The organism is Mesorhizobium sp. M7A.F.Ca.US.014.04.1.1, from assembly GCF_003998745.1.
Classification (GTDB): Bacteria; Pseudomonadota; Alphaproteobacteria; order Rhizobiales; family Rhizobiaceae; genus Mesorhizobium; species Mesorhizobium ciceri.
In genome coordinates this window covers 1-12,320 of sequence record NZ_RZRW01000119.1, presented here as the reverse complement: position 1 = coordinate 12,320, position 12,320 = coordinate 1, and the positions used below count along the sequence as shown (strand labels likewise).

Annotated in this window: 13 protein-coding genes and 1 pseudogene; 7 read left to right on the top strand and 7 right to left on the bottom strand. The window is 62.8% G+C overall.

Annotation, left to right across the window (positions count from 1 at the left end):
- Positions 1 to 44: 44 nt before the first annotated feature.
- On the bottom strand, positions 45 to 374 hold the full coding sequence (locus tag EOA22_RS10925) for a hypothetical protein (RefSeq protein ID WP_063168803.1): 330 nt from the start codon (positions 372 to 374) through the stop codon (positions 45 to 47).
- Between the two features lie 274 nt (positions 375 to 648).
- Between EOA22_RS10925 and EOA22_RS10920 the strand changes: the two genes are divergently transcribed.
- The 3 genes and pseudogenes from EOA22_RS10920 to EOA22_RS38780 all read left to right on the top strand — a co-directional run bounded on the left by EOA22_RS10920 (position 649) and on the right by EOA22_RS38780 (position 1,583).
- Positions 649 to 861, top strand: a complete 213-nt coding sequence (locus EOA22_RS10920) for a cold-shock protein (protein WP_010910991.1) — start codon at positions 649 to 651, stop codon at positions 859 to 861.
- Positions 862 to 1,132: 271 nt separating this feature from the next.
- Positions 1,133 to 1,333: a hypothetical protein gene (locus tag EOA22_RS10915; RefSeq protein ID WP_013530089.1), complete on the top strand. Its 201-nt coding sequence runs from the start codon at positions 1,133 to 1,135 to the stop codon at positions 1,331 to 1,333.
- A pseudogene (locus tag EOA22_RS38780) lies at positions 1,330 to 1,583 on the top strand (hypothetical protein). The gene EOA22_RS10915 and the pseudogene EOA22_RS38780 overlap by 4 nt, the downstream one beginning before the upstream one ends.
- 22 nt (positions 1,584 to 1,605) lie before the next feature.
- Here EOA22_RS38780 and EOA22_RS10905 read toward each other — a convergent pair.
- The 3 genes from EOA22_RS10905 to EOA22_RS10895 form a co-directional block, all read right to left on the bottom strand.
- On the bottom strand, positions 1,606 to 2,214 hold the full coding sequence (locus EOA22_RS10905; protein WP_013530087.1) for a glutathione S-transferase family protein: 609 nt from the start codon (positions 2,212 to 2,214) through the stop codon (positions 1,606 to 1,608).
- A gap of 112 nt (positions 2,215 to 2,326) precedes the next feature.
- Positions 2,327 to 3,175, bottom strand: coding sequence for an EAL domain-containing protein (locus EOA22_RS10900; protein WP_063168804.1), 849 nt, complete (start codon positions 3,173 to 3,175; stop codon positions 2,327 to 2,329).
- Positions 3,172 to 4,065, bottom strand: coding sequence for an EAL domain-containing protein (locus tag EOA22_RS10895; protein WP_063168805.1), 894 nt, complete (start codon positions 4,063 to 4,065; stop codon positions 3,172 to 3,174). The genes EOA22_RS10900 and EOA22_RS10895 overlap by 4 nt, the downstream gene beginning before the upstream one ends.
- A 207-nt stretch (positions 4,066 to 4,272) precedes the next feature.
- Here EOA22_RS10895 and EOA22_RS10890 point away from each other — a divergent pair, with 207 nt between their 5' ends.
- Positions 4,273 to 5,475, top strand: a complete 1,203-nt coding sequence (locus EOA22_RS10890) for a pyridoxal phosphate-dependent aminotransferase (protein WP_063168806.1) — start codon at positions 4,273 to 4,275, stop codon at positions 5,473 to 5,475.
- Positions 5,476 to 5,535: 60 nt separating this feature from the next.
- Here EOA22_RS10890 and EOA22_RS10885 read toward each other — a convergent pair whose 3' ends face one another.
- Positions 5,536 to 7,053 (bottom strand): MFS transporter, encoded by a 1,518-nt coding sequence (locus tag EOA22_RS10885; protein WP_082826535.1) that lies wholly within the window; start codon positions 7,051 to 7,053, stop codon positions 5,536 to 5,538.
- A gap of 180 nt (positions 7,054 to 7,233) precedes the next feature.
- Positions 7,234 to 7,629 (bottom strand): cupin domain-containing protein, encoded by a 396-nt coding sequence (locus EOA22_RS10880; protein ID WP_024504148.1) that lies wholly within the window; start codon positions 7,627 to 7,629, stop codon positions 7,234 to 7,236.
- A gap of 310 nt (positions 7,630 to 7,939) precedes the next feature.
- On the opposite strand from EOA22_RS10880, the gene EOA22_RS10875 reads away from it, so the two are divergent.
- The 3 genes from EOA22_RS10875 to EOA22_RS10870 all read left to right on the top strand — a co-directional run bounded on the left by EOA22_RS10875 (position 7,940) and on the right by EOA22_RS10870 (position 11,208).
- A complete protein-coding gene (locus EOA22_RS10875; protein ID WP_063168807.1) occupies positions 7,940 to 9,991 on the top strand; it encodes an elongation factor G in 2,052 nt (683 codons plus the stop codon).
- Positions 9,992 to 10,467: 476 nt separating this feature from the next.
- Entirely contained in the window at positions 10,468 to 10,656 is a 189-nt protein-coding gene (locus tag EOA22_RS38090; protein ID WP_206521275.1) for a hypothetical protein, read from the top strand.
- Between the two features lie 54 nt (positions 10,657 to 10,710).
- Positions 10,711 to 11,208, top strand: coding sequence for an isoprenylcysteine carboxylmethyltransferase family protein (locus EOA22_RS10870; RefSeq protein ID WP_013530080.1), 498 nt, complete (start codon positions 10,711 to 10,713; stop codon positions 11,206 to 11,208).
- A gap of 66 nt (positions 11,209 to 11,274) precedes the next feature.
- Here the strand turns inward: EOA22_RS10870 and EOA22_RS10865 are convergent, their stop codons facing one another.
- Positions 11,275 to 12,171, bottom strand: a complete 897-nt coding sequence (locus EOA22_RS10865; RefSeq protein ID WP_013530079.1) for a LysR family transcriptional regulator — start codon at positions 12,169 to 12,171, stop codon at positions 11,275 to 11,277.
- Positions 12,172 to 12,320: the final 149 nt, after the last annotated feature.

Genomic DNA, 12,320 nt, shown 5'->3' with positions numbered 1-12,320 from the left:
GAGCATATCCGGGATTGAGAGCAATGGCTGCCGGTCGACAAGCGCTAGTTGTTATGGAAGAACCGCCGGCGGAAATGCCGGTCGTTGTCCGACCGCTTGCAGTTGTAGACCGGGCAGGACTTTGTGTCGGCGCTCGGCACGTAGGCTCGTGTCCTCACCTCGCCCATGCTGCAGAATCGCTGGCTCTGCACATAGCGGTCGTAGAGCGACAGTCCCGGCACCCGCTTCGACTGGTAGCGCAGGATGACCGCCCCCTGCCGGGCGATCGTCGCCTGAACGTTGCCGCAACTCATACGCGTCGGGTCGTAGCGCGAGATCGCCTGAGCCTGAGCGGCGACAAGCGTCAGGCAGGCGGCAAGCAGAATGGTTTTCATGGTCCTCTCCCTGATCCGCCGCCCAGGGACGTCGCGATCCGTCGTGACGCTCTCACGCGATTAGGGCGGCCATTGGGCAGCGCCCTGATCACGGCTTTCTCACACAGTCTTGTTTTTTGTGCGAAAGCAGCCTATATGCCTTCCATTGATATTTCGGCCGATCGATCCGGGCCTCGCGATAATCGCGTTTGCTGACGTCTATCTCCAAAATCTCGATGCACACCGGCTGGACCTCGGTCCGGTCAATCTAAAGCAAATGTGAAGGACTATCTAAATGGCAACTGGAACGGTCAAGTGGTTCAACGCCACCAAGGGCTTCGGCTTCATTCAGCCTGACGCGGGCGGCGCGGACGTATTCGTCCACATCTCCGCTGTCGAGCGTGCTGGACTGTCGACCCTGGTCGAAGGCCAGAAGATCAACTTCGAGATCGAGCAGGACCGCCGCACTGGCAAGTCGTCCGCTGGATCTCTGAGCAAGGCAGCCTGATTTTGCGATAGCGCGCGCCGGGCGAGAGTTCGGGGCGCGCGGCAAGTCACGGATGTACTGACAGTCGCGCGAGAAGCGCGCTGGAGCGGAAAGACCCGACAAGCTGGATCAGCAGATAGCTGCCAGCCCGGACCGGACGCTCCCGATCAGGCTACCAAGCATGGGAAGGCGGGATTTATCCCGCCTTTTTTGCTGTCTGGGTTAGGTGGCGCAGCCCGCACTATGGTTCCAACTTGTGGTACTTTTAGCCCAGTAGTGGTACCATTCGGCCATGACCAAACTTGAGCAGATCGAAAAATCCGTCGCCGAACTGAGCCCCGAGGAACTGAAGGCGTTTGCCGCCTGGTTCGAGGCGCTCCAGGCGGATATGTGGGACCGGCAGATGGAAGCCGACGCGAAGGCGGGCCGTTTGGACAGGCTTGCCGAACAGGCGCTGGCTGACCATCGCGCTGGTCGGACGCGGCCTCTGTGAACCACGTCGCCTCTCCATCGTTCTGGGAGGCTTATGAAAAACTGCCATCGTCAATCAGAGCAAAGGCGGACAGGCGTTTTGCCCGACTGCGTTCGATCCTTTTCATCCCTCACTGCATTTCAAACAGGTCGGTCGCTATTGGTCGGCGCGAGTTGACGAAAACTATCGGGCTGTTGCCATACGCAACAATGAAGATGTGATCTGGTTCTGGGTCGGCACCCACGCCGACTACGACCATTTGTTGAAATAGCCCCTCCTTCAGGAGGAGAAGGCTACCCCACCCACTCGATCGGCACATGCCCCGGATCCGCTTCCACGCGGCCAAGCCATGCCGACACCGCCGGATAGGCGTCGAGCTGGAAACCGCCCTGCTCCGCCGTATGCGTATAGGCATAGAGCGCGATGTCGGCGACGCTGAGCGCGCTGCCAGCGAAGAAGGCATTGTTTTCCAGATGCCTGTTCATCACGCCGAGCGCCTTGTTGCCGCGCTCCAGCGTCACCGCCAGCCGCTCCGGGGTCGCATCCCCAGCACGTTCGGGAAAGGTCAGCAGCGCCTTGCGCACGGCTATGTAGGGCTCGTGGCTGTATTGTTCGAAGAACAGCCATTGATACGCGAGCCCACGCTCATACCTGTCCGCCGGCAGGAAGCGTGTGCCTTCGGCGAGATAGAGCAGGATGGCGTTGGATTCGGCCAGCCGCCGGCCATCGTCGAACTCGAGCAGCGGCACCATGGCGTTCGGGTTCTTGGCGACAAAGTCGGCTTTGCGTGTGTCGCCTGTGTGCGAACTCACCTCGACGTTGGTGAAGGCTAGGCCAAGCTTCGCCATCAGCAGGCGCGGCTTGTAGCAATTGCCGCTGTCTATCATGCCGTAAAGTATCATGGCTGTTCCCCCGAGCACTGTCTCCGCGCGATTATCGCAGCGGCGGCGGACTCAACCAATGATTTGTTTTGTCGCGACGATCAGCGCCGCTGATGTGTGAATAGTGGCGCCCCTAGCCGAACAGCGGGACGACATTGCCGCCGGTACCCAGCAGCGTGTCGATGTTCAGTGGCTCTTCCTCGAAAACGGTCCCCGCCAAGGCTGGGCGGGCGAGGAGAAAACCCTGCAGCAGGTCGACGCCGCCTTCGAGCGCGGCGCGCAGATGGGTGGGCTGCTCGATGCCTTCGACCAGCACCTTGGCGCCGCGGTCATGCAAGCTGGAAACCAGCGGGCGGAAGAACCGTTCGGCGGCAGCGTGGCGACAGAACTCCGCGAACCAGGTGCCGTCGATCTTGACGATGTCGGGCTTGAGCAGGCTCACCCGCTCCTCGGTCGAGTGCCCGGTGCCGAAATCGTCGATGGCGATGCGGATGCCGTCGCGCCGCATTTCGCGCACCAGCCGCGCGAGAAGCGCGTCGTCCGCCGCCTGTTCGGTGATTTCGCAGACCAGCATGGCCGGCGCCAGGCCGAACTCGCCGAGATGCCTGGTCATCAGGCGAATCTCGGCCAGTGCCCGCCCGGCATGGTCGTTGATCAACGGATTGTAGTTGAAGAACAGGTCGAGCCCGTCGACGCCGATATTGCGAAAATTCCTGAGATGCAGCGCCCGGCACATGGTTTCCACAAACAGCCGGTCCGAGACGGCAACGCTTTCGAAGAATATCTTTGGCGCGCCGGGGCGGCCCGCACGGTGCGGCTCGATCAGGGCTTCGGCCGCGACCGCGTGAAGGAACCGGCCGCGCGGCGCGAAAATCGGCTGATAGGCGCTGCGCAGCCGGAACTCGCCATACATGCCGTATTCGATGCCGACTTCGTCGACCCGGATCGCATCGCCGACATTGCGCCGCCGATCACCTCTCATGTCGCCACGCGACGCCCAAAGGCCTTGACCGGCCGCGCCGAAGGCGTTGCCACGGCAGCAGCCGACGTGTCGACGGCAGCAGCGACAGGCGCCTGCCCGGCCTTGTCGAAGACGCCAAAGCTGGTCGGCGCCAATTCGGGCCGCGCCAGCACGAAACCCTGCACCATCGACGCACCCGATTTCTCGGCGAGCTCCAGTTGCCAGCCCTCCTCGATGCCTTCGAACACCGTATGGATGCCTTGCTCCTCGAAGTTCTTCACCATGGTGGTCAGCAACGCGAAGCCGGCGCCGGACTCCATCAGCTGCGTGATCCAGTAGGCATCGAACTTGACGATATCCGGCTTCAACTCCTTGACCCGGTTGATGTCGGAATCGTCGGCGCCATAGTCGTCGACGGCGATGCGGAAACCGTTGGCTCTCAATGCCGCGACGAAGCCGTGCAAGGCTTCCTGCGACGCCGACCGCTGCTCGGTCACCTCGCAGACGACGCGACGCGGGTCGATGCCGGCCTCGTGCAGCACGAGCCGCATTTCGCGCAAGGCAGCGTCGGCAACAGTGCGTTCGGTGAACACCGACGGGTCGAAATTAACAAAGATCGACGCTTCCTGCGGCAGGCAGGCACCGGCGTTGAGAAGATGCAGCGTCCTGGTCAGCGCCTCGATATGCAGCCGGTCGGCGGCCGGACAGGTCGAGAAGAAATTCATCGGCGATTGTGGCTCGCCGTCGCGGAACGGTCGGATCAGCCCTTCGAACGCGACCACCGACAGCTTGCCTTCCTTGAAGGCGAAGATCGGCTGGAAAGCGCTTTGCAACGTGTAGATGCCCCAGACACCGGTGGAGGTGCCGTCGTCCTGACGGATGATGTGGGCAAGCCCGACGCTGCGCGACACGGTTCCCCGCTCCGCAATTGGTCTGCGATCCTGCCACTCAAGCCTCTACCGCTCGTTAATGAATTTATTGTTGCCGACCCCGGGTCCGATCACAGCTCCTTGAGACCTGGATCAGCCGACAATGCTTGCGTTGCGCGAAATCATGCGACATGAGAAGCGCCGCGGTCGCTCCTGGCCGCGCCGATCTTCCATGGAGACGTCAAGCTCATGGCCTTTCTTGCCGACACCCTTTCGCGCGTGAAGCCTTCCGCCACCATCGCGGTCACGCAGAAAGCGCGCGAGCTGAAAAATGCCGGCCGTGACATTATCGGCCTCGGCGCCGGCGAACCGGATTTCGACACGCCCGACAACATCAAGAATGCGGCAATCGAGGCGATCCGCCGCGGCGAAACCAAGTATCCGCCGGTTTCGGGCATCGTGCCGCTGCGCGAGGCGATCGCAAAAAAGTTTAAGCGCGAGAACAATCTCGACTACAAGCCCGAGCAGACCATCGTCGGTACGGGCGGCAAGCAGATCCTGTTCAACGCCTTCATGGCGACGCTGAACCCCGGCGACGAGGTCATCATTCCTCGCCCCTACTGGGTCAGCTACCCCGAGATGGTGGCGATCTGCGGCGGCACCTCCTTGTTTGCCGACACCTCGATCGACAACGGCTTCAAACTGACCGCTTCCGTGCTGGAAAAGGCGATCACGCCGAAGACCAAATGGCTGCTGATGAACTCGCCGTCGAACCCGTCGGGTGCCGCCTATACCGAGGCCGAACTGCGCGCTCTGGCCGACGTGCTGTTGAAGCATCCGCATGTCTGGACGCTGACCGACGACATGTACGAGCACCTGACCTATGGCGATTTCGTCTTCAAGACCATCGCCGAGGTCGAGCCTAAGCTCTACGAGCGCACGCTGACCATGAACGGCGTGTCGAAAGCCTATGCAATGACCGGCTGGCGCATCGGTTATGCGGCGGGCCCGGTCCAACTGATCAAGGCGATGGACATGATCCAGGGTCAGCAGACATCGGGCGCCTGCACCATCGCGCAATGGGCATCCGTCGAGGCGCTGAATGGCCCGCAGGATTTCATCGCCAAAAACAAGGCGATCTTTCAAGGCCGTCGCGACCTCGTCGTCTCGATGCTCAACCAGGCGCGCGGCATCACCTGTCCGTCGCCGGAAGGGGCCTTCTATGTCTATCCCTCCTGCGCCCAGTTGATCGGCAAGAAGACCAAGGCCGGCAAGCCGATCGACACCGACGAAACCTTCTGCTCGGAATTGCTCGAAGCCGAGGGCGTCGCGGTGGTGTTCGGCTCGGCCTTCGGCCTCGGCCCCAACTTCCGCATCTCCTACGCCACCTCGGAGACGCTTCTGGAGGAAGCCTGCACGCGCATCCAGCGCTTTACGGCTTCGCTGACCTGAGCGGCGCACTTTGAACGCAGAACCCGGCTTCACTGCCGGGTTTTCAATGGGCCGTCAGCCTCACGCCTCGTGCTTGGTCTCTTTGGCCGAGCGCGCCTCGGCCGGCGCCAGCACGGCAACCAGCAGTGCGGCGGTGAGGAACGCGCCGATCGCCGCCGTCAGCATGGCGGCATGGAAGCCGCCAGCATAGGCGGCAGCATAGAGTTCATGCACGCCGCTTTCGCCCATCGCCGCATCGGTTGCGAAATCATGCCGCGAAATTGCAGCACGAGCGACCGCTTCCGCGTTGGCGACACCGGCATCGCCGAGATACCCGGTCAAAAGGTTGGTTGCCCGCATGCTCATCAAGGCGCCGAGCAAGGCGATGCCGATGGCAAGACCGCTCTGGCGGGTGGCATTGATGACCGCCGACACCATGCCCGAGCGTTCGCGCGGCGCATAGGACATGGCGGCAGCGCTGCCGGTCGGGATTGCAAGCGCATTGCCGAGGCCGCCGATGGCGAACAGAAGGCACAGCATCGCGTAGGACGTCGAAGGACCGGCCCAGCACATGCCGAGCATGGACAGGCCGATAGCAACATAGCCGATGCTCATCAGCGCGGAGTGACCATAGCGCGCGCTCAGCCTGCCGATCCACGGCGACACCACGATCTGGACGATGAAGGCCGGCGCCATGCGCAGGCCGGTCTGCGTCGGCGACCAGCCCTGCACCTGCTGCAGGAACATCGAGAAGAAGAAGACGCTGGAATAGGAGGTGAAGCCGAGCGCGAACGAAGCGACATTGGCGACGGCAAAGCGGACGTCACGGAACAGGCCAAGCGGCAGCATCGGCCGTGCCGTGCGCGCCTCGAAGCCGAGGAAAGCACCCAGGCCGACGACACCTGCGATGAGCGCCGTGACCGTCCTTGGCTCGCCCCAACCATTCTCGCCGGCCGAGATCAGGCCAAAGGTCAGCGCCCCCAGCCACAGGATGCTGAGAGCCAGGCCGACGAGATCGAGATGGGCATGTTCGGGATGCGCCGTCTCGTTGATCGAAGCAGCACCGAGCGCGATCGTGATCAGACCAAGCGGCAGGTTGATAAGGAAGATGCTTTGCCAGCCGACGGTCTCGACCAGGATGCCACCGAGGACGGGACCAACGAGCAGAGAGGTGGCGGCGAACGACGCCCAGCCGCCAATGACGCCGGCGCGCTGGCGCGCATCGGGAAAGGCTTGCGTCAGGATCGACAGCGCGCCTGGAATGAGCAGCGAGCCGGCGATGCCCTGTACGACCCGGCCGGCCAGCAGCACCGGCAAATTGGGCGCGACGGCGCAGATCAGCGAGCCGGCCACGAAGATGCCGACGCCGGCCAGCCATGAGCGCTTGCGGCCATAGCGGTCGCCGATCAGGCCGGACGACAGCATGAAGGCCGACAGGCACAGCGTGTAGGCGTCGACCACCCATTGCAGGCCGCCGAAATCGGTTTGCAACGCCTGCTGGATGGTCGGCAGCGCGACATTGACGATGCTGACGTCGAGCAGAGCCACGAACGAACCAAGATAGACAGCGGCGACCAGGGGCAAACGGTGCTTTGACATGGCTATGTCCGGACGTGAGTTTCGCAAATTACTGGCCGACGGTCAGTTGAACGGGCGGCATGGCGCTGTCGATCCGGCGACTGAGTATGGCCTGCGCCATGGTACGGGACTCGCCGCGAGTCGCCCTCTTCTGAAAATGTTGCGGCTGGAATAGAAGCCGGGTTCCTGCGGACTGAGCATTCAGCCGTCATATTGTTCCGATGTCACCGCTTCCAGCCAGTCGGCATGGACATCGTCGAGCGCCTCCTGCATGGCGATATGCGTCATCGCCGATTTCGGCGCCGCGCCATGCCAGTGTTTTTCGCCAGGCGCGAACGAGATGACGTCGCCCGCCCTGATCTGCTGGATCGGGCCGCCCCACGTCTGGGCAAGCCCGGCGCCCACCGTCACGTAGAGCGTCTGGCCAAGCGGATGCGTATGCCAGTGGGTGCGCGCGCCCGGCTCGAAGCTGACCAGCGTGGCTCGCAGCCGCGCCGGCGCCTCTTTCTCGATGATCGGCGTCTGCAGCACCCGGCCGGTGAAGTATTTTTCCGGCGCGATGACGGTCGGCACGCTGCCGCAGGCAATGATCTTCATGGGTCGATGGTCCTTCAAAACAGCGGGCGACGGGTCGCCAGCTTCAGTTTCCGCCGATATCGGCCGACGTGCAACAGCTTCCGGCTGCCAGCCCCCTATATGGCCAGCACGGGTCCACGGCCGAGCAAAGGATTTCTATTTTCCTTGCCCTGCCGGCAAACAAGTGGGACGATGGCTTTGGGCAGGTGGACTTGAAAAGAACCCCGCCCGCGACGGTCGAACAGGCCGGCCGCCGCTCAGGACCGATTGACCACGCCTGAACCATGCATGCCAGTCGGTCCTACGGGAAACGCCTGAGTGGAGGTCAGTCATGGGTACTCGCGCCGGAGGACGACGCACGGGACCGAAATGCATTGCCATAGTCGGTCCCTTCGCAAGCGGTAAGACGACACTTCTCGAAGCCATATTGGCCCGTACGGGCTCAATTCCCCGACAAAATCCCGTTTCATCAGGCAACACCGTTTCAGATCATTCGCCCGAGGCGCGCGCCCACGCCATGAGCGTCGAGGCGACGATCGCCACCACCGAATTCATGGGCGAGCAGATCACCTTCGTCGACTGTCCCGGCTCCATCGAATTCTCTTTCGAAGCCGAACCGGTGCTGGCCGCCTGCGACCTCGCGGTGGTCGTGGCCGAGGCCGATGAAAAGAAGATCCCTGCCCTGCAACTGATCATGCGCAAGCTCGACGATCTCGGCGTGCCGCGCATCCTGTTTCTCAACAAGGTCGACAAGGCAATCACCGGCGTGCGCGACACGCTGAAGATGCTGCAGCCGGCCAGTGCCGTGCCATTGCTGCTGCGCCAGATTCCGCTGCGCAAGGACGGCGTCGTCATTGGTTCGATCGACCTGGCGCTGGAGCGCGCCTACATCTATCGCGAATATGCCGAAAGCGAGGTGGCGCAGATTCCCGGCGACGAGAAGGCGCGCGAGCTCGAAGCGCGTTTCTCGATGCTGGAGACGCTGGCCGACCATGATGACCAGTTGATGGAACAGCTGCTCGAGGAGATCGAACCGCCCAAGGACGCGATCTTCGACGATCTCGCCGCCGACCTGCGCGACGGCGCGGTGACCCCGGTGCTGATCGGCACCGCCGAGAAAGGCAACGGCGTGCTGCGTCTCCTGAAGGCGATCCGCCACGACGCGCCTGACATCGAGGCGACCCGCAAGCGGCTCGGTGCACCCGACGGCGCGGCTACCCTGGTCCAGGTGATGAAGACCATCCACACCTCGCATGGCGGCAAGCTGTCGGTGTCGCGCATCCTCTCCGGCCAGGTCGTCGACGGTTCCGAACTCTGGCTGCCCGGCGGCGACACGGCCAAGGTTTCCGGCATCTACCGGATGCTCGGCAAGGACCATTCCAAGCTCTCCATCGCCAAGGCCGGCGATACGGTCGCGCTGGGCAAGCTGGACGAGGTCAAGACCGGCCAGACGCTGAGTTCGGCCAAGGGCGGCATCAAGCCGCTCGTCCAGTTCGAGCCGCCGCAGCCGGTCTTCGCCTTCGCGCTCCGTCCCAAGGAGCGCAAGGACGAAGTGAAAATGTCGGCTGCCATCCAGCGGCTGGCCGAGGAGGACCCCTCGCTCAGCCTGCGCCACAACCAGGACTCGGCTGAAACCGTGCTGTCGGGCCATGGCGAGATGCATCTGCGCGTGGTGCGCGAGCGGCTGGAAGGCAAGAACCAGATACCGGTCGAAGGCCATCCGCCGGCGGTGCCCTATCGCGAGACGATCCGCAAATCGGCGCAACAGCGCGGCCGTCACAAGAAACAGTCCGGCGGACATGGCCAGTTCGGTGACGTGGTGATCGAGATCAAGCCGCTGCCGCGCGGCTCCGGCTTCCAGTTCACCGACACCATCACCGGCGGCGTCGTGCCCAAGACCTACATCCAGTCGGTCGAGACCGGGGTCCGCGACTATCTGAAATCCGGGCCGCTGGGCTTTCCGGTCGTGGATGTCGCAGTCAACCTGTCGGACGGCTCCTACCATGCGGTCGATTCCTCCGACATGGCCTTCCAGATGGCGGCCAGGCTGGCAATGAAGGAAGGCATGGCCGCGTGCTTGCCGGTGCTCCTGGAGCCTGTGATGAAGGTCGAGATCGTCACACCCTCCGACGCCACCTCGAAGATCATCGCTCTCATCCCGCAACGGCGCGGCCAGATACTCGGCTACGACGCGCGGCCTGGCTGGCCAGGATGGGATGTCGTCGAGGCAACCATGCCGCAAGCCGAGATCGGCGACCTGATCATCGAGTTGCGCTCGGCGACCGCGGGCGTTGCCAGCTACCGTGCCGTCTTCGACCACATGGCCGAACTCACCGGCCGTCTGGCCGACGAGGCGATGAACACCAACGGCAAGGCTGCCTGATGGCGTAGCGTTCCTCTCGAACCTGATTCGAGGGGACAAAAGAAAACGACGTCCGGCGGGGACCGGACGTCGTTTTGTTCGCGGACCGTTTCCTTGGGAGGTAAAACGGCAGGTCCGCCGCATTTGGTGCCGCCGAGTTCGGCGGAAAAACGGTTCGGACGCGGTAGCCGCCTGAGCCCGGGCCGTACGAGTGATGCCCCCATCTCCCGTCCGAACCACACCGCGTCCTATGATCCACATAGCAGGTCGCGGGCGCCCGGGCTATGTTACCAGAGGTTACATGTCACCGTTACGTGGCAATTGTGATGGAATTTTTTGCCGGCCCAGCAGAGCACAGGCAACAAAAAAGCCGGATCAATGAAGATCCGGCTGAGTTTGATTGGAGTGCCTGTTAAGGCTAACCTCCAGAGGGGAACACTCGAGGGCGCTAATGGGAGGAGAACGCGCCCAGGAGATGATCTATATATGTGCTCATCATGCCCAAGAAACAAGCATCTATTTTGCAACACACGCATGCAAAAAGACGCAGGCTGTGGTCTAACCCATTCCAGAAGCCAATAGGACCAGCAGAATCGTCGAAATGGGCCGCCGAATCGGGCAATTGCAACTACAGAATTGCCGATCTCGGCTGGCTTTCGGCTCAAAATGCCAAAACCGGGCAATGATGTGGAAGCAGGCAGCAGGCGTGCATTTCTAAGGCAATCGGGAGGAAGCAGCCAATGCGGACGTTTTCGGCGATCGCCGGCAGTGCGGCCTTCTTCATCGCGGCGCCCTGCGTGGTTGCCGGGCTGGTGCCCTGGCTGTTGACCGATCGCTGGGGCTTGCCGTGGTCTGGTCTGCCGGGCTTTGTTCCTGCCGGCGGGCTTCTGATCGCCGTCGCGATCGCAGCACTGCTGCATGCCTTCGGTCGATTCGCGCTTGAGGGCCTCGGCACGCCCGCTCCGGTCGCGCCAACCGAGAGGCTGGTGATCGGCGGCATCTACCGTCATGTCCGCAACCCGATGTATGTCGCCGTGCTGTCGATCATCCTCGGCCAGGCATTGCTGTTCTCGAGCTGGACGCTGGCCGCTTATGCGGTCATCGGCGCGATCGCCATGGGCTCTTTCGTGCGGTTCTACGAGGAGCCGACTTTGGCTCACCGGTACGGCGCCGAATACGACGCCTACCGCCGCAACGTGCCCGGCTGGCTGCCTCGACTGTCGCCCTGGCGGGGGTAGGTGAAACCGGCAGCGCCGTCTCAGGGCATGTTGAGGCTCAGGTCGGGCCAGGCAATCGACATGTCCTTAGAATGACCAGCTTCTCGCCTTGGCGATGATAAAGTCCCGGAACACGTGCAGCTTGGCCTGGTTCTTCATCGCGTCCGGATAAGCAAAATAGGTGTCGAAAGACGGCACCTCGGTCTCCGGCAGCAGCTGCACGAGGTCGGAGTCCTTGCTGATCACATAGTCGGGCAGCATGGCGATACCGGCACCGCCCTGCACCGCCCGCTTGATCGACAATATGTCGTTGATCTGCAGCGTCGGCACCCTTTGCCCGCCTTCGAAATCACCGACCGTTTCCAGCCAGTTCAGCTCCGACAGATGCGACGGCACCGGCACGCCGAAGGTGACGATGCGATGGGCCTTCAGCTCGGCGACGGAAGACGGCCTGCCATGCTTGGCGACATAGGATGGGGCCGCGTAGAGGTGGAAATGCACGGTGAACAGGCGGCGCTGGATCAGGTCCGGCTGCTGCGGCTGGCGCAGCCGAATGGCGCAATCGGCCTGGCGCATGGTGAGATCGAGCTCCTCGTTGGCGAGGATTAACTGCAGGCTGATTTCAGGATAGAGTTCGATGAATTCCTGCACCCGCTCGGTCAGCCAGCCGGCGCCCAGCCCCACCGTCGTCGTCACCCGCAGCACGCCCGACGGGCGATCCTTGGTCTCGGTCAGCCGGGACTTGATGGTCTCCAGCTTCATCAGCACGTCATGCGCCGTGCGAAACAGCATCTCACCCTGCTCGGTCAACACCAGCCCGCGGGCGTGGCGGTTGAACAGCGGCACGCCGACATCATGCTCGAGCGCGCTGACCTGCCGCGAGATCGCCGATTGTGACAGATGCAATGTCTCGGCCGCATGGGTAAACGACCCCGCCTCCGCCGCAGCGTGAAACACGCGTAGCTTGTCCCAGTCCAACGCCATGATTCCCCTCGTTCTGTTTTGGCGTCTGAATGAAAAATCAGGCTTTTACACGGCGTTTCTAAGCCGCTCTCTGAACTCTCTACTCGGCCGCTTCGCGATGCACTTCGATGCCGGCCAGATACTTCTCCGCCTCGAGTGCGGCCATGCAG

Bases quoted from the DNA above. Each gene is read 5' to 3' on its own strand.
- EOA22_RS10890 (WP_063168806.1), top strand. From the start codon at position 4,273: ATGGCCTTTCTTGCCGACACCCTTTCGCGCGTGAAGCCTTCCGCCACC.
- EOA22_RS10920 (WP_010910991.1), top strand. From the start codon at position 649: ATGGCAACTGGAACGGTCAAGTGGTTCAACGCCACCAAGGGCTTCGGC.
- EOA22_RS10875 (WP_063168807.1), top strand. From the start codon at position 7,940: ATGGGTACTCGCGCCGGAGGACGACGCACGGGACCGAAATGCATTGCC.
- EOA22_RS10885 (WP_082826535.1), bottom strand. From the start codon at position 7,053: ATGTCAAAGCACCGTTTGCCCCTGGTCGCCGCTGTCTATCTTGGTTCG.
- EOA22_RS10900 (WP_063168804.1), bottom strand. From the start codon at position 3,175: ATGAGAGGTGATCGGCGGCGCAATGTCGGCGATGCGATCCGGGTCGAC.
- EOA22_RS10865 (WP_013530079.1), bottom strand. From the start codon at position 12,171: ATGGCGTTGGACTGGGACAAGCTACGCGTGTTTCACGCTGCGGCGGAG.
- EOA22_RS10880 (WP_024504148.1), bottom strand. From the start codon at position 7,629: ATGAAGATCATTGCCTGCGGCAGCGTGCCGACCGTCATCGCGCCGGAA.
- EOA22_RS10905 (WP_013530087.1), bottom strand. From the start codon at position 2,214: ATGATACTTTACGGCATGATAGACAGCGGCAATTGCTACAAGCCGCGC.
- EOA22_RS10870 (WP_013530080.1), top strand. From the start codon at position 10,711: ATGCGGACGTTTTCGGCGATCGCCGGCAGTGCGGCCTTCTTCATCGCG.
- EOA22_RS10915 (WP_013530089.1), top strand. From the start codon at position 1,133: ATGACCAAACTTGAGCAGATCGAAAAATCCGTCGCCGAACTGAGCCCC.
- EOA22_RS10925 (WP_063168803.1), bottom strand. From the start codon at position 374: ATGAAAACCATTCTGCTTGCCGCCTGCCTGACGCTTGTCGCCGCTCAG.
- EOA22_RS38090 (WP_206521275.1), top strand. From the start codon at position 10,468: ATGCCCAAGAAACAAGCATCTATTTTGCAACACACGCATGCAAAAAGA.